At 55.9% G+C, this 15,807-nt stretch carries 14 protein-coding genes; 1 reads left to right on the forward strand and 13 read right to left on the reverse strand.

What is annotated here, in order from left to right; translation table 11 throughout:
• Positions 1-32 precede the first annotated feature (32 nt).
• The 6 genes from odhB to sdhC form a co-directional block, all read right to left on the reverse strand.
• On the reverse strand, positions 33-1,259 hold the full coding sequence (odhB, locus tag AM329_RS10435; RefSeq protein WP_003858613.1) for a 2-oxoglutarate dehydrogenase complex dihydrolipoyllysine-residue succinyltransferase: 1,227 nt from the start codon (positions 1,257-1,259) through the stop codon (positions 33-35).
• 14 nt (positions 1,260-1,273) lie between these two features.
• Positions 1,274-4,081 carry a 2-oxoglutarate dehydrogenase E1 component gene (gene sucA, locus AM329_RS10440; protein ID WP_003858615.1) on the reverse strand — a complete coding sequence of 936 codons (2,808 nt, stop codon included), beginning with the start codon at positions 4,079-4,081 and terminating at the stop codon, positions 1,274-1,276.
• A gap of 223 nt (positions 4,082-4,304) precedes the next feature.
• Entirely contained in the window at positions 4,305-5,021 is a 717-nt protein-coding gene (gene sdhB, locus AM329_RS10445; RefSeq protein ID WP_003858617.1) for a succinate dehydrogenase iron-sulfur subunit SdhB, read from the reverse strand.
• 15 nt (positions 5,022-5,036) lie between these two features.
• A complete protein-coding gene (sdhA, locus tag AM329_RS10450) occupies positions 5,037-6,803 on the reverse strand; it encodes a succinate dehydrogenase flavoprotein subunit (RefSeq protein ID WP_003858619.1) in 1,767 nt (588 codons plus the stop codon).
• The gene (sdhD, locus tag AM329_RS10455; RefSeq protein ID WP_003858621.1) at positions 6,803-7,150 is read right to left on the reverse strand and encodes a succinate dehydrogenase membrane anchor subunit; all 348 of its coding nucleotides are present in this window, start codon (positions 7,148-7,150) and stop codon (positions 6,803-6,805) included. The genes sdhA and sdhD overlap by 1 nt, the downstream gene beginning before the upstream one ends.
• Positions 7,144-7,548, reverse strand: a complete 405-nt coding sequence (sdhC, locus tag AM329_RS10460; protein WP_026080740.1) for a succinate dehydrogenase cytochrome b556 subunit — start codon at positions 7,546-7,548, stop codon at positions 7,144-7,146. Before sdhC ends, sdhD begins: the two co-directional genes overlap by 7 nt.
• Positions 7,549-8,187: 639 nt before the next feature.
• On the opposite strand from sdhC, the gene AM329_RS10465 reads away from it, so the two are divergent.
• Positions 8,188-9,471, forward strand: a complete 1,284-nt coding sequence (locus AM329_RS10465) for a citrate synthase (protein ID WP_003858624.1) — start codon at positions 8,188-8,190, stop codon at positions 9,469-9,471.
• An 85-nt stretch (positions 9,472-9,556) separates the two neighbouring features.
• On the opposite strand, the gene nei is transcribed toward AM329_RS10465, so the two are convergent.
• From nei to AM329_RS10500, 7 genes are all read right to left on the reverse strand, one after another.
• A complete protein-coding gene (gene nei / locus AM329_RS10470; RefSeq protein ID WP_032608878.1) occupies positions 9,557-10,348 on the reverse strand; it encodes an endonuclease VIII in 792 nt (263 codons plus the stop codon).
• A gap of 18 nt (positions 10,349-10,366) precedes the next feature.
• Positions 10,367-11,107, reverse strand: coding sequence for a 5-oxoprolinase subunit PxpA (pxpA, locus tag AM329_RS10475; RefSeq protein WP_023324328.1), 741 nt, complete (start codon positions 11,105-11,107; stop codon positions 10,367-10,369).
• Positions 11,094-12,026: a 5-oxoprolinase subunit PxpC gene (gene pxpC, locus AM329_RS10480; RefSeq protein ID WP_023315643.1), complete on the reverse strand. Its 933-nt coding sequence runs from the start codon at positions 12,024-12,026 to the stop codon at positions 11,094-11,096. Before pxpC ends, pxpA begins: the two co-directional genes overlap by 14 nt.
• Entirely contained in the window at positions 12,020-12,676 is a 657-nt protein-coding gene (pxpB, locus tag AM329_RS10485; protein ID WP_003858633.1) for a 5-oxoprolinase subunit PxpB, read from the reverse strand. The genes pxpC and pxpB overlap by 7 nt, the downstream gene beginning before the upstream one ends.
• A 14-nt stretch (positions 12,677-12,690) precedes the next feature.
• Complete coding sequence (locus AM329_RS10490; protein ID WP_032610191.1) at positions 12,691-13,434, reverse strand: type 2 GTP cyclohydrolase I; 744 nt, start codon at positions 13,432-13,434, stop codon at positions 12,691-12,693.
• A gap of 10 nt (positions 13,435-13,444) precedes the next feature.
• Positions 13,445-14,857: a deoxyribodipyrimidine photo-lyase gene (phrB, locus tag AM329_RS10495; RefSeq protein ID WP_022650613.1), complete on the reverse strand. Its 1,413-nt coding sequence runs from the start codon at positions 14,855-14,857 to the stop codon at positions 13,445-13,447.
• 598 nt (positions 14,858-15,455) lie between these two features.
• Positions 15,456-15,662, reverse strand: a complete 207-nt coding sequence (locus tag AM329_RS10500; RefSeq protein ID WP_003858637.1) for a YbfA family protein — start codon at positions 15,660-15,662, stop codon at positions 15,456-15,458.
• Between the last annotated feature and the right edge of the window lie 145 nt (positions 15,663-15,807).

A 15,807-nucleotide genomic window follows, 5' to 3' on the forward strand; every position in this document is an offset into this window, starting at 1 on the left:
AAGCAACGCGCCGCCGGGCAAGACTGCAAAAACTAGACGTCCAGCAGCAGACGCGTTGGATCTTCCAGCAGCTCTTTAATGGCAACCAGGAAGCCTACGGACTCGCGGCCGTCGATCAGGCGGTGATCGTAAGAGAGCGCCAGGTACATCATCGGCAGGATCTCCACTTTACCGTCTACCGCCATTGGACGATCTTTAATGGCGTGCATACCCAGGATCGCGCTCTGCGGCGGGTTGATGATCGGGGTAGACATCAGCGAGCCGAACACACCGCCGTTGGTAATGGTGAAGTTACCGCCGGTCAGGTCCTCAACGGTCAGCTTGCCGTCGCGGCCTTTCACGGCCAGCTCTTTGATTTTCTTCTCAATGTCAGCCATACCCAGGGTATCTACGTCACGCAGAACCGGGGTCACCAGGCCGCGTGGAGTAGAAACCGCCATGCTGACATCGAAGTAGTTGTGGTAAACCACGTCATCGCCATCGATAGACGCGTTCACTTCCGGGTAGCGTTTCAGCGCTTCAACTACCGCTTTCACGTAGAAGGACATGAAGCCCAGACGGATACCGTGACGTTTTTCAAACGCGTCACCGTACTGCTTGCGCAGGTCCATGATTGGTTTCATGTTGACTTCGTTGAAGGTAGTCAGCATCGCGGTGGAATTTTTCGCTTCCAGCAGACGCTCGGCCACGCGCTTACGCAGGCGGGTCATTGGCACGCGTTTTTCGCTACGTGCGCCCAGAGCGGGCTGTGCCGCTGGTGCTGCCGCAGGGGCTTTCGCTTCCGCTTTCGCCTCAGAAGGCGCTTTTGCCAGATGCTTGTCGATGTCTTCGCGCGTCAGACGGCCACCCACGCCGGTGCCTTTGATGGCTGCCGGATCGAGGCTGTGCTCAGCCAGCAGGCGACGGATCGCCGGGCTGAGCGCGTCGTTGGTCTGATCGGACAGAGACGCCTGCTGGCGCTGGGCCGGGGTTGACGCTTTTTCTTCAGATTTGGCGCTGGACTCTTTGCCCGCGCTGTTACCTTCACGCAGGCGACCCAGGATCTGGCGAGAAGTGACGGTCGTACCTTCATCTTCCAGGACTGCATCCAGAATGCCATCCGCTGAAGCCGGTACTTCCAGTACCACTTTGTCAGTTTCGATTTCTACCAGCACTTCGTCACGGGTTACCGCGTCGCCTGGTTTTTTGTGCCAGGTGGCGACGGTTGCATCTGCTACGGACTCAGGCAGGTCGGGAACAAGAATATCTACGCTACTCATTATGTATCCTTTAATTAATCGACGTTCAGCGCGTCATTGACCAGATCTTGTTGCTGCTTCTGGTGAACGGACATATACCCTACCGCCGGAGAGGCGGAGGCCGGGCGACCTGCATAACGCAGGGCAGACCCAAATGGAATCACTTCACGGAAATGATGCTGGCTGCAATACCATGCGCCCTGGTTGAGCGGCTCTTCCTGGCACCAGACAAAATCATGAACGTGAGCGTACTGTTTCAGCACTTCCTGCATCGCCTGATGCGGGAACGGATAAAGCTGTTCGATACGCACGATGGCGACATCTTTCTGATCGTTCTTACGGCGCTGTTCCAGCAGGTCGTAATAAACCTTACCAGAACACATTACGACACGCTTAACGGCCTGCGGATCCAGCTCGTCAATTTCACCGATGGCCGGCAGGAAGGTGCCGTTTGCCAGCTCTTCCAGGCTGGAGACCGCCAGTGGATGGCGCAGCAGGGATTTTGGCGACATGACTACCAGCGGACGGCGCATACCGCGCAGCGCCTGACGACGCAGCATGTGGTAAACCTGAGCTGGGGTCGACGGCACGCAAACCTGCATGTTCTGCTCGGCGCAGAGTTGCAGATAACGCTCCAGACGCGCGGAGGAGTGCTCCGGCCCTTGTCCTTCATAGCCGTGCGGCAGCAGCATCACCAGACCGCACATACGGCCCCACTTCTGCTCACCGGAGGAGATGAACTGGTCGATAACCACCTGCGCACCGTTGGCGAAGTCACCGAACTGCGCTTCCCAGATAGTCAGGGTGCGGGGTTCTGCGGTGGCATAGCCGTATTCGAAGGCCAGAACCGCTTCTTCTGACAGCACGGAGTCCCAGACCTTGAACTGGCCCTGACCGTTATGCACGTGCTGAAGCGGAGTATACGTTGAACCGTTAGACTGGTTGTGTACAACCGCGTGACGGTGGAAGAAGGTGCCACGACCCGCATCTTCACCGGACAGACGAACCGGAATACCTTCGTCAACCAGCGTCGCATAGGCCAGCGTTTCCGCGCCGCCCCAGTCGAACAGCTTCTCACCCGCCGCCATTGCCTGGCGATCGCCATAGATCTTGGCCACGCGGGACTGCATCTCGATCGCTTCCGGCACGGTGCTGATGCGTTTAGCCAGCTCCTGCAAACGCTTCATCTCAACCTTGTTCGGGTAGCTCTCGTCCCACTCGTGGTTGAGGTACGGCGACCAGGTAAAGGAGTGCATGTTCATTGGACGCAGCTCTTTGACCACGCATTCACCCGCGTCCAGCGCGTCGCGATAAAGATTGACCATTTCGGTCGCATCTTCCAGCGTCGCCACTTTTTCGCTTTCCAGCTTGTCAGCATAGATTTTACGCGGCGTCGGATGTTTTTTGATTTTCTGGTACATCAGCGGCTGGGTTGCACTTGGCTCATCCGCTTCGTTGTGGCCGTGACGGCGGTAGCAGAAGAGGTCAATGAACACGTCGCGCTTGAAGGTGTTACGGAAGTCCAGCGCCAGACGGGTAACGAAAGCAACGGCTTCAGGGTCATCCGCGTTAACGTGGAAAATTGGCGCCTGAACCATTTTACCGATGTCGGTGCAGTACGGGGTGGAACGCGCATCCAGCGGGTTAGAGGTGGTGAAGCCCACCTGGTTGTTGATTACGATGCGAACGGTACCGCCCACTTCATAACCACGCGCTTTCGACATGTTCAGGGTTTCCTGAACCACGCCCTGCCCTGTGACCGCCGCATCACCGTGAATGGTGATTGGCAGCACTTTATTGCTGCTCGGCTCGTCCAGACGATCCAGACGCGCACGCACGGAACCGATAACCACCGGGCTAACGATTTCCAGGTGCGACGGGTTAAATGCCAGCGCCAGGTGAACCTGACCGCCCTCGGTTTCGATATCTGACGAGAAGCCCATGTGGTACTTCACGTCACCGGTGCCGAGGTGCTCTTTATGTTTACCCGCAAATTCGTCGAACAGATCCTGCGGCTTTTTACCCAGCACGTTAACCAGCACGTTAAGGCGTCCACGGTGCGCCATGCCCAGCACCACTTCGCGCGTACCGCTCTTACCGGCATGACGAATCAGCTCTTTCAGCATCGGGACTAACGCATCGCCGCCCTCCAGTGAGAAGCGTTTTGCGCCAGGGAATTTCGCGCCCAGATAGCGCTCAAGGCCTTCCGCTGCGGTCAGTTCGCTGAGGAAACGTTTTTTCTCTTCTGCTGAGAAATTCGCGTGGCCTGCCACGGATTCGATACGCTGCTGGATCCAGCGTTTCTCTTCGGTGGAGGTAATGTGCATATATTCCGCGCCGATGGAGCCGCAGTAGGTTTGCTTGAGCGCGTCAATCAGATCGCCCAGCTTCATCGTGTCTTTGCCGATGGCAAAAGAACCTACGTTAAAGCTTTCCTGGAAATCGGCCTCGGTCAGATCGTGATAAGCCGGATCGAGATCCGCTACACGTTCCTGCTGCCACAGTCCCAGCGGATCGAGATTCGCATGCTGGTGACCACGGAAGCGATAAGCGTTGATAAGTTGCAGGACTTTTACCTGCTTCGCATTGGTGTCAGGGTCGGAAATCGCAGAAGAGTAACGTGAGGCATCCTTCGCCAGACGACGGAAATAATCACGTGTTTTTGAATGGAATTGATCCGGTTTGACCCCTGTACCAGGCAACTGCTGGAACATGGAACGCCAGTTTGCGTCCACTGAGTCAGGATCGGTTAAGAAGTCTTCATAGAGCTGTTCTATCCAGCTCTGGTTTGAACCAGAGAGGTAAGAAGAGTCCAGCCAGGCTTTCATTGCGCCGTTCTGCATCGTGATCCCTTAAGCATTTTTATGCTTACTTTCGCCGTAGAAACTACCACGCACACCACGTGTACGTGCCGGGGTTCACCTGCGAGCTCTTTTCATTTGGCCCGCGAAGGAACCTTTAGAAACTGTCTAAACTTCAGGGCAGTTTTTAAAGGTTTCTGCAATCTGTCCCCTCTCCCTTTGGGAGAGGGTTAGGGTGAGGGGAACAGCGCTCCCCTCTCACTACTTACGCACTGCGCTGCAACAACATCGACTTAATATGGCCGATGGCGCGCGTTGGGTTCAGCCCCTTAGGACACACACTGACGCAGTTCATGATGCTATGGCAGCGGAATACGCTGAAAGCGTCACTTAGCCCTTCCAGACGATTCTCGGTTTCGGTATCGCGGCTGTCGATCAGGAAGCGATAGGCAGCCAGCAGACCCGCAGGGCCGATAAATTTATCCGGATTCCACCAGAACGACGGGCATGACGTTGAACAGCATGCACAGAGAATACACTCGTACAACCCATCGAGTTTTTCACGCTGCTCAGGAGACTGTAAGTGCTCGCGAGCGGGTGGATTTTGCCCATTATTCAATAAGTAAGGCTTAATCTTCTCATATTGTGCATAGAATTGCCCCATGTCCACCACCAAATCACGCACGACCGGCAGGCCAGGCAGAGGACGGATAACAATTTTCTGGCCAGGGCGGTTTAGCGCTGAAATTGGCGTGATGCAGGCCAGGCCATTTTTGCCGTTCATGTTCACACCGTCAGAACCACACACCCCTTCACGGCAGGAGCGACGGAACGACAGCGTAGGATCTTTCTCTTTCAGCTGGATTAAGGCATCCAGCAGCATCATGTCGCGACCTTCTTCCGCTTCGAGGGTGTAATCCTGCATACGCGGAGCATCGTCTACATCCGGGTTATAACGATAAACTGAGAATTCGAGTTTCATTATCCTGTCTCCGCATTAGTAAGTACGAATCTTCGGCGGGAACGCCGGACGCAGTTTCGGTTCCATATTAACGCTACGACGCGTCATGGTTTCCGACTCTGGCAGATACAGGGAATGGCACAGCCAGTTTTCGTCATCACGATCCGGGAAGTCGAAGCGGCTATGGGCGCCACGGCTTTCGGTACGGAAGTTTGCCGACATCGCAGTGGCGAACGCGGTTTCCATCAGGTTATCCAGCTCAAGGCACTCAACGCGCTGGGTGTTGAACTCGCTGGAGGTATCGTCCAGACGGGCATTCTTCAGACGCTCGCGAATCGCTTTCAGCTGCTCAAGCCCTTTGGCCATCGCGTCACCTTCCCGGAATACCGAGAAGTTGTGCTGCATACACTCTTGCAGCGCTTTACGAATTTCCACCGGATCTTCGCCGTTACGGTTGCCGTTCCAGCGGTTGAGGCGCTCAAGAGAGGCATCGATTTCGTCGTCGGTCGCATCACGCAGCGCGCCCTGCTCGGCAATAGATTCCTGGAGATGCAGCCCCACCGCACGACCAAATACCACCAGGTCCAGCAGGGAGTTGCCGCCCAGACGGTTTGCGCCGTGCACGGATACGCAGGCTATTTCGCCTACCGCGAACAGGCCTGGGATGACCACGTCTTCGCCCTGCTCGTTCACGGTCAGCGCCTGACCGGTCACTTTGGTCGGAATACCGCCCATCATGTAGTGACAGGTTGGGATAACCGGAATTGGCTCTTTCACCGGGTCGACGTGCGCGAAGGTGCGGGACAGCTCCAGAATGCCCGGCAGACGGGATTCCAGCACTTCTTTACCCAGATGGTCGAGTTTCAGCTTCGCGTGTGGACCCCAAGGGCCGTCACAGCCGCGGCCTTCACGAATTTCGATCATGATGGAACGCGCCACCACGTCACGGCCCGCCAGGTCTTTCGCGTTTGGCGCATAACGCTCCATGAAGCGCTCGCCATGTTTGTTCAGCAGGTAGCCACCTTCACCACGGCAGCCTTCTGTCACCAGTACGCCCGCCCCAGCGATACCGGTTGGGTGGAACTGCCACATCTCCATGTCCTGGACCGGCACGCCCGCGCGGATAGCCATACCGACACCATCACCGGTGTTGATGTGGGCGTTGGTGGTGGACTGGTAAATACGGCCTGCACCGCCGGTCGCCAGCACCGTAGCGCGGGCTTTGAAGTAGACCACTTCACCAGTTTCGATGCACAGGGCGGTACAACCCACCACGGCGCCATCGGCGTTTTTCACCAGATCCAGCGCATACCACTCGGAGAAGATGGTGGTGTGGTTTTTCAGGTTCTGCTGATATAACGTGTGCAGCAGCGCGTGGCCGGTACGGTCAGCCGCCGCTGCGGTACGTGCCGCCTGCTCGCCGCCGAAGTTTTTCGACTGGCCGCCAAACGGACGCTGATAGATGGTGCCATTTTCCAGACGGGAGAACGGCAGACCCATGTGGTCCAGCTCCAGAATCGCTTCCGGGCCGGTTTTACACATATATTCGATGGCATCCTGGTCACCGATGTAATCGGAACCTTTTACCGTATCGTACATGTGCCATTCCCAGTTATCTTCATGGGAATTACCCAGCGCAACGGTGATACCGCCCTGCGCAGACACTGTGTGGGAACGGGTCGGGAATACTTTAGAGAGCAGCGCACAGGTCTGGCCGCTCTGGGAAATTTGCAGTGCGGCGCGCATACCTGCGCCACCCGCACCAATCACAACAGCATCAAATTCTCTGACTGGCAGTTTCATTACACACCCCACACCACAACAAATCCATAAATGACGTAAACCAGCAGAGCAACAACAATAATCAGTTGCAGCGGAAGGCGAATCGCCAGCGGTTTAACGTAATCGGTCAACACCTGCCACATGCCAATCCAGGCATGAATAAGGATGGAGAACAGGGCCAGCAGGGTGAACACTTTGGTGAAGGCCGATCCGAAGAAACCACTCCAGATTTCCCACGTCAGCGTCCCGCTGGTCGCGAAGAAACCGATCATATAGATGATGTAAAGGGTGAGAACGATGGCGGTAGCACGGACCAGGATGAAGTCATGTACGCCGTTGCGTCCTAATGCGGAGGCGTTGCTTACCATACGAGAACTCCTGCGAGAAGTGAAAGCACGACAGTGATCACAAATGAAATGTTAGCGGTACGTTTACCGGCCTCGAACGTCTCTTCCAGGTAGCCAAAGTCCATCAGCATATGGCGAACGCCACCAACCACGTGATAGGCCAGCGCGGTCAGAATGCCCCACATGATAAATTTCACGAAGAAGCTGTTCATGATGGCTGAGGCCTGGAGGAAACCTTCAGGGGATGAGAGGCTGGTTCCCAGTAACCACAGCAAGATACCGACCGCCACAAACGTAATCACACCAGAAACACGGTGCAGAATGGACGCTATTGCTGTTACAGGGAATCGGATCGTTTTGAGATCCAGATTGACAGGTCTTTGTTTTTTCACATTTCTTATCATGAATAACGCCCACATGCTGTTCTTATTGTTTCCTTCCTCCGGACTGCGATGCGGGTCAGACAGCGTTCCTTTTCTATAACTGCGCGTCATGCAAAACATTGCTTCCAAATGCTAAAACGACACGTTACAACGCTGGGTGGCTCGGGATTGCAGGGTGTTCCGGAGACCTGGCGGCAGTATAGGCCGTTCACAAAATCATTACAATTAACCTACATACAGTTTGTTGGGTTTTCTCTGGAACAGTGATCGGGGTCACGATAACAACATCTTTTTAAATTTTAATCATCTGATTTGACAAATGTTAAACAATATTGTTACAAACGTCATCAGAAAAGGCATATAATGCGCAAAAGTTATGAGGTCTCTCTTTCACCTGACAAATAGTTATGTAACAGTGTGATGGTATTGACCGAAGTTATCAGGACAGTTATTAGTGATATACAGGTTTGAATAATTCGGACTGCAAAAACGCTGATTTGCTGTTGTTTCACTGATATTTCATTCGTTTACCTGCAAGGCGCCATAGCTCTGTACCCTGGTTTCTCCTCGTGAGCTGAGCGGTAAGCCAAATAACAATCTGGTAACGATGATTAACAGCTGAAAGCAAATCCGGTAAAGCGCAGTCTTAAGCATAAGGCGCTAAGGAGACCGTAAATGGCTGATACAAAGGCAAAACTCACCCTAAATGGTGATGATGCTATTGAACTGGATGTGCTAAAAGGCACGCTCGGTCAGGATGTTATTGATATCCGTACGCTGGGTTCCAAAGGGGTATTCACCTTTGACCCTGGATTCACCTCCACCGCATCTTGCGAATCCAAAATCACCTACATTGACGGTGACGAAGGTATCCTGCTCCATCGCGGCTTCCCCATCGATCAGTTAGCCACCGAATCCAACTATCTGGAAGTGTGCTACATCCTGCTGAACGGCGAAAAACCGACGCAGGCTCAATACGATGAATTTAAAACCACCGTGACCCGTCACACCATGATCCATGAGCAGATTACCCGTCTGTTCCATGCGTTCCGTCGTGACTCTCATCCGATGGCGGTTATGTGCGGTATTACCGGTGCGCTGGCGGCGTTCTACCACGATTCTCTGGACGTGAATAACCCACGTCACCGTGATATCGCGGCGTTCCGTCTGCTCTCCAAAATGCCTACCATGGCGGCGATGTGTTACAAATACTCTATCGGTCAGCCGTTTGTGTATCCACGCAACGACCTCTCCTACGCGGGTAACTTCCTGCGCATGATGTTCTCCACGCCGTGCGAAGAGTATGAAGTGAACCCGGTGCTGGAACGCGCAATGGACCGTATTCTGATCCTGCACGCTGACCACGAACAGAACGCCTCGACCTCTACCGTCCGTACCGCAGGCTCTTCCGGCGCGAACCCGTTCGCCTGTATCGCTGCGGGTATCGCCTCCCTGTGGGGACCGGCGCACGGCGGCGCGAACGAAGCAGCACTGAAGATGCTGGAAGAGATCAGCTCCGTTGAGCATATTCCTGAGTTCGTGCGCCGCGCGAAAGACAAGAATGACTCCTTCCGTCTGATGGGCTTCGGTCATCGTGTTTACAAAAACTACGACCCTCGCGCGACCGTCATGCGTGAGACCTGCCACGAAGTGCTGAAAGAGCTGGGCACCAAAGATGATCTGCTGGAAGTGGCGATGGAGCTGGAACACATCGCGCTGAACGACCCGTACTTCATCGAGAAGAAACTCTACCCGAACGTCGATTTCTACTCTGGCATTATTCTGAAAGCGATGGGCATTCCGTCTTCCATGTTCACCGTGATCTTCGCCATGGCGCGTACCGTGGGCTGGATTGCGCACTGGAACGAAATGCACAGCGAAGGCATGAAAATCGCCCGTCCTCGTCAGCTGTATACCGGCTACGAGCAGCGTGATTTTAAGTCTGACCTGAAGCGCTAAAAGTTAAGCCCGGTGGCGCTACCGCTTACCGGGCCTACAAATGCGAAACGTAGGCCGGGTAAGGCGTAGCCGCCACCCGGCTTGTTTATTTTTGACAATGTGGACACCAGTAAAAGGGTCTCGAAGAGAGCATAATCCTGTCGATAATCCCGCCGCACCGCTCGCACTTCTTCCCCGCCCGATGAAACACCTTGAACCGGAACAGCGCCCCGTGGTGCTTGTTTTCATCTACGATGCCACGCGTGTTGTACGACAGCCGCGGGATGTCCAGCAGCGCGTGGGACAGCGCCTCCAGCTGTTCATCGCTCAGCTGAGAAGCTTTGTGCTGCGGTGCCAGCCCGACTTCCCAGAGGATCTCCACCCGCAGGTAGTTGCCAAGCCCGGCGAGTAAGGCCTGGTCAAGGAACAGGCCGGAAAACTGCCGGTTGCGGAATGTGGGCGATAGCAGCCGGGCCTTCACATCGCTCGCCGTCAGGCGCATATCCAGCACGTCCGGCCCAACCCGCTGTAAGAACGGGTGCGTGAGCAACTGCTCCGGCGTTAACATTTCGATATCAGAAGCGCTGTAGAGCAGGATCGCCTTATCCGCCGTTTGTAGCCGCACGCGCAGCACGCGGGTCGTTTGCGGCTGCTCGTCCGCCTCCACCACCCGCCAGACGCCGTAAAGCTGATTATGGCTGTATAACGTCAGGTTATGGGAAAAGTGGGTGAGTAACGCTTTGCCGCGCGTTTCAATATGGGTCACCGTCTGTCCCACCAGCTGCGCTTCAAACGGTTTGAGTTGAGGAAAGGCAAACCAGACGTGTGTCAGAGGTTTGCCCTTTATCGCCGCCTCCAGGCTATCCGCCGCGCGGCGGATCTCCGGACCTTCTGGCATGTTATTGTCCTTTCATGATTATTCTGCGCTGACAACAATGCCCTCTTCCGAGAACGCCGCTCGCAGACGTCGCGCAAACTGGAGCGCATGCTCGCCGTCACCGTGTAAGCACACCGTATCAGCCTGAACGTTTGCCGTTGTACCCTCCGTTGAAGTTACTCGCCCGAAGCGCACCATCTCCAGCGTCTGCGCCAGCGCTTTACCTTCGTCGGTGATCAGCGCACCGGCCTGCGTGCGCGGAACCAGGCTGCCGTCCGGCAGGTATCCCCGATCGGCAAACACTTCCTGCCGCGTACTCAGCCCCAGCCGTTCGCCGGCACGAATAAGCTCGCTGCCCGCCAGGCCCACCAGCACCAGACGCGGATTGCAGTCCCGCACCGCGCGGGCAATGGCATCCGCCAGCACCGGATCTTTCGCCGCCTGGTTATAGAGCATGCCGTGCGGCTTGACGTGGCGCAACACGCCATTCTCAGCGCGCACTATCGCCTCCAGCGCGCCGATCTGGTAGAGCATTTGCGCGTAAACCGTCTCAGGCGGCAGATCCATCGCCGTGCGGCCAAAGTTTTCCCGGTCCGGAAAGCTGGGGTGAGCGCCTATCGCCACGCCGTTTTTCATGGCATTGCGCACGCTCGCCAGCATAGTCTGCGCATCGCCGGCATGAAACCCGCAGGCGATATTCACCGAGGAAACCAGCGTCATCAGCGCCGCATCGGCGCTGCTGCCCTCTCCCAGATCGGCGTTTAAATCAATCTTTACCATCGAGCCTCCACGCAAGCTGTTCGAGATAACGCTGCTGATCCTGCCGGGCTTTCAGTGCCTCCTCCAGCGAACACTGCACAAAATGAATTGGCTGACCGAGAGGAATTTGCGCCAGATGGTAGCGATCCGCTTCGATAATGCAGGCAATACGCGGATATCCTCCCGTGGTTTGCGCATCGTTCATCAGTACAATGGGCTGTCCGTTGCCTGGCACCTGAATCACCCCCGGCAACAGACCATGGGAAAGCAGCTCCCGGTCAGTTGTGCGGGTCAGCGGCTGGCCCTGAAGCCGGTAACCCATGCGGTTACTCTGCGGGCTGATCTTCCACGGCGAGCGCCAGAAAGACTCTTTCGCGGCTTCATCAAACTCCTGGTATTCCGGTCCTGGTAAGGCGCGGATCACGTTCCCCCACAGCAGCTGTTTCACGCCCTGCGTGGTGGTGAAATGGCGCGTTGAGGTCTTTATTCGCAGACGATCGCCGTCGCGCAGCAGCCGTCCTTCATGGCCGCCCATTCCCGCTTTCTGGTCGGTGCTGGATGAGCCCAGCACCTCCGGCACGTCGATCCCCCCCGCTACCGCAAGATAGCTGCGCACGCCGTGCAGAGGACGCTTGAGCGTCAGACGCTGCCCGGCCTTCGCCCGCAGGCGCCAGCCGGTCCACACCGCTTTGCCGTCCAGCGTTGCGTCACAGCCCGCGCCGGTTAAGGCAAACCAGGTTTCCTGACCAAACTCAATCACGCACTGACCCAGCGTAATTTCTAACGCCGCCGTGCTGCCTGCGTTACCTACCAGCAGGTTGGCAATTTCCAGCGAAGGGCGATCGAGCGCACCGCAGTAGCTCACGCCCGACTGACGCAGCCCAAAACGCCCGGCATCCTGTACCGAGGTGTAAAGCCCTGCGCGAATAAGCGTTAACATACTCCCTCCTTCTGCGGGATAAAGCGCAGCGTATCCCCCGGCCGCAGGAGTATGGGCGCGTCCTGGCCTGGTTCAAATAACGGCGTGGACGTGTGCCCAATCAGCTGCCAGCCTCCCGGTGAAGCGAGCGGATAAATTCCCGTTTGCTCGCCACCAATCGCCACGCTGCCCGCCGGTACGCTCAGGCGCGGCTCAGCCCGGCGCGGCGTATGCAGCTGGGGCGATAACCCGCCCAGATAGGGGAAACCCGGCTGAAATCCCAAAAACCAGACAACATAGTCGACTGAGCTATGCAGCTCCACAACCTGCTTCTCCGTTAATCCACAGTGCTCGGCCACCACGCCAAGGTCGGGGCCTCCCTTGCCGCCATAGACAACCGGGATCTCAATCGTCCGCGATTCCGGCTCCAGCGCCTCGCTCTCCTCCCACCAGCGTTGCAGACGCTCAATGGCATCCAGCGCCCCCGTGTGCGGATCACGCAGCACCACGGTGATATTATTCATACCCGGAATAGCTTCAACCACGCCGGGTAGCTCGGGCAGTCGCTGAGCCAGACGCCAGATACGCTTTTGCGTGGCAAGCGTCACCGGAGGCTCAAGCTCCAGAACCACTGCGGTTTCACCCAGAAGATAACAACGCGCTCGCTGCACTTAACTACCTCTCATCAGGCCGGATTAGGGATATCAATAAACGTCACATCCAGATCGGTATTTTCCGTCAGCCACTCGCTGAGGGCGCGGATGCCGCCACGCTCGGTGGCGTGATGGCCCGCCGCGTAAAAATGCAGGCCTTGTTCACGGGCTGAGTGAATGGTCTGCTCGGAGACTTCGCCGGTAATGAAGGCGTCGACACCAAAACGCGCCGCGCTGTCAATAAAGCCCTGGCCGCCGCCGGTGCACCATGCCACGCGCTTCACGGTATCCGGCCCGGTGTCGCCGCACCACAGCGGACGACGCCCCAGGCGCGCTTCGATCCACGAGGCCAGCTCCAGACCCGGAACCGGCATCGACAGTTCGCCCCACGGCACCAGGGGTTCAATTTCACCCTTCACGGTAATCCCCAGCAGTTGCGCAAGCTGAACGTTGTTCCCCAGCTCAGGATGCGCATCGAGCGGCAGGTGATAGCCGTACAGGTTGATGTCATTCGCCAGCAGCGTTTTGAGTCGGTTGCGCTTCATGCCGCGAATAATCGGTGATTCGTTTTTCCAGAAATAACCGTGGTGGACAATCACCGCATCGGCTTCCTGACGCACCGCCTCATCCAGCAGCGCCTGGCTTGCCGTCACGCCGGTGATGATTTTTTGCACCGTCTCGCGCCCCTCCACCTGCAAGCCATTCGGGCCGTAGTCGCTAAACGAAGCCGTGTTGAGTTTTTCGTTAATCAGGCGCTCCAGTTCACTGTTTTTCATCATCATTCTCTCAAACTTTTCGGGCGGCTTCGTACGCCGCCAGCGTGGCGACGCGCGCCTGTTTATGGTCGACAATGGGACGGGGATAGTTCAGGGTAACACGCTGTTTATCCGCCCATACCCAGGGTTCATGAATGGCTTTGGCCGGGACATCCTTAAGCTCAGGCAGCCAGCGGCGGATAAACTCGCCGTCGGCGTCAAATCGTTGTCCCTGCGTGGTCGGATTGAAGATCCGAAAATAGGGAGCCGCATCCGTTCCGGTGGAGGCCGCCCACTGCCAGCCGCCGTTATTCGCCGCCAGATCGCCATCGATCAGCTGAGAGATAAAATAACGCTCTCCGGTTCGCCAGTCGATAAGCAGATCCTTCACCAGGAAGCTGGCGGTAATCATACGCAGACGGTTATGCATCCACCCGGTTTCATTGAGCTGCCGCATAGCTGCATCAACAATCGGGAAGCCGGTAAGCCCATGCTGCCATGCCTTAAGCAGCTTCTCATTCGACTGCCACTGTACCTGTTCGGTCCAACGAATAAAGGGCCGATGTTTACACAAATCAGGATGATACGTCATCAGATGGCGATAGAACTCACGCCAGATCAGTTCGTTCAGCCACACTGCGCCCGCCCCCCCGTCTAACGCCTGAGGCTGTTCCGCCAGCAGGCGATGTAAACACTGGCGCGGAGAGAGCGCGCCCAGCGCTAGACAGGCCGACAAGCGGCTGGTGCCTTCAATCGCTGGAAAATCCCGACGCGCCTCGTACTCAACCGCCCCCTGCGCGCAGAACTGACGCAACCGGGCGATAGCCGCTTTCTCGCTGGCGGGGAACACTGTTTCATCGAACGACTGCTGGGGATAATTCAGCCTGATCGCCGGCAGATCCGTTATCGTTTCCCCTCTCACGGACGGGGCGGTAACGCACTCAGGTAGTCCCTCTTTCAGGCGTTTGATAAAGGCATTTTTAAACGGCGTGAAAACTTTATACATCTCGTGACTGCCGGTCATTACGCTGCCAGGCGCGAGCATCACGCTGTCATCAAAGCCTTCACAGACCACGCCCGCGAGGGATTTCTCCAGCTGACGATCCCGCTGCTGCTCGTTGAATTCATACTGATAGTTGTAATAAAGATGCGTTACTGCGTACTGCTGGCAGATTGCCTGCACCGTCTGACGCTGAGCGGCAAAATCATGAGCCTCTTTATAGATCAGCGGAATGCCTTTTTCGGCCAGTGAATGTTGCAGGTCATTCAGATACGCGCTGAGCAGTGCCGCTTGCCGGGGCGCCATGTCATGCTGCCGCCACTGTTCAGGCGTGGCGATAAACAGGGCCAGCACATTCGCGTCTTTAGCGCGGCAGGCCGCCGCGAGAGCGAAGTTGTCGTGAATGCGTAAATCCGCGCGAAACCAAACCAGATGGGTGGGCATAAAACTCCTGGCAATTGTCCATTATGTCCGTAAGGGCATGCCGTAAAAGGAAAAAGGCATGCATTGAACTACTTTGCCATGAAGTGTAGACGGGATGAAATAAAAAAGGCCGCCCGAGGCGGCCTTAACGCTACTTGTCCTGCACTATCGGGGTAAAGGCAATAAACACATCCGGTTTATCACACTTTACAACGAGTGCGCTGGCGACAATGAACGCGATGCATAAATAGCGTTTCACTATGCGGTCCCTGCTGCTAACCGCTCCACCTATCACCACCGGTGATAAATCGGTGGACACAAGCCCGGGTAGGTGGGCTGCTTTACGGCTATGGATACACCTTTCCCAGGACCGATGCCCATTTGCGAGATGGCGGAAAGGGACGTGGCATCATAATTAACACCAACGCCAAAAGTAAGTTATTTCAGTAAAATTAGGAATTTATAAAGGTGAAGTGGATTGCGAACTTTTTAAAGAAGGGTATGATAAAAATCCCGGGTAGGGGCTGCAAGATTACCCAACGGACCGCGAATCCCGAGGGACAAAAAAACCGCCACTTTGCTGTAGGCGGTTTTTTTATGGCTACGATGTCACACCGTATCAGTAGAAATCGCAGGTTGCTTTCTCGGCCTGATCCATCCACACCGGCTTCTCGCTGGTTTTCGCCCAGACGCGATGCAGGTAACTGTAGAAACGTGCGCGATCTTTCCAGAACAACATCACCGGCAGGGCCAGCACGCCAGCCACAACGGCGAAAGTGCGACGCATGAAAATGATATGAGCCGGAAACTCTTTATAAAGATCCATATTTTTCTCCCCTGTAGTTGGCCGGAAACCGTCTCCGGAAAATGTGAAATCTGTGACCTGGTTAAAATAATACCGCTTTGTTTGTAATTTTACTACTCATCCGACCACTTATTTTCATCCATTTCGTGAATATTTACATTCATGC

The organism is Enterobacter cloacae complex sp. AR_0002, from assembly GCF_001922365.1.
GTDB classification, from domain to species: Bacteria; Pseudomonadota; Gammaproteobacteria; order Enterobacterales; family Enterobacteriaceae; genus Enterobacter; species Enterobacter hormaechei_C.

Coding starts and splice junctions, on each gene's coding strand:
- nei (WP_032608878.1), bottom strand. CDS start 10,348: ATGCCAGAAGGTCCGGAGATCCGCCGCGCGGCGGATAGCCTGGAGGCG.
- sdhB (WP_003858617.1), bottom strand. CDS start 5,021: ATGAAACTCGAATTCTCAGTTTATCGTTATAACCCGGATGTAGACGAT.
- AM329_RS10465 (WP_003858624.1), top strand. CDS start 8,188: ATGGCTGATACAAAGGCAAAACTCACCCTAAATGGTGATGATGCTATT.
- AM329_RS10490 (WP_032610191.1), bottom strand. CDS start 13,434: ATGAAAAACAGTGAACTGGAGCGCCTGATTAACGAAAAACTCAACACG.
- sdhA (WP_003858619.1), bottom strand. CDS start 6,803: ATGAAACTGCCAGTCAGAGAATTTGATGCTGTTGTGATTGGTGCGGGT.
- phrB (WP_022650613.1), bottom strand. CDS start 14,857: ATGCCCACCCATCTGGTTTGGTTTCGCGCGGATTTACGCATTCACGAC.
- AM329_RS10500 (WP_003858637.1), bottom strand. CDS start 15,662: ATGGATCTTTATAAAGAGTTTCCGGCTCATATCATTTTCATGCGTCGC.
- pxpA (WP_023324328.1), bottom strand. CDS start 11,107: ATGGTAAAGATTGATTTAAACGCCGATCTGGGAGAGGGCAGCAGCGCC.
- odhB (WP_003858613.1), bottom strand. CDS start 1,259: ATGAGTAGCGTAGATATTCTTGTTCCCGACCTGCCTGAGTCCGTAGCA.
- pxpC (WP_023315643.1), bottom strand. CDS start 12,026: ATGTTAACGCTTATTCGCGCAGGGCTTTACACCTCGGTACAGGATGCC.
- sdhC (WP_026080740.1), bottom strand. CDS start 7,548: ATGTGGGCGTTATTCATGATAAGAAATGTGAAAAAACAAAGACCTGTC.
- sdhD (WP_003858621.1), bottom strand. CDS start 7,150: ATGGTAAGCAACGCCTCCGCATTAGGACGCAACGGCGTACATGACTTC.
- sucA (WP_003858615.1), bottom strand. CDS start 4,081: ATGCAGAACGGCGCAATGAAAGCCTGGCTGGACTCTTCTTACCTCTCT.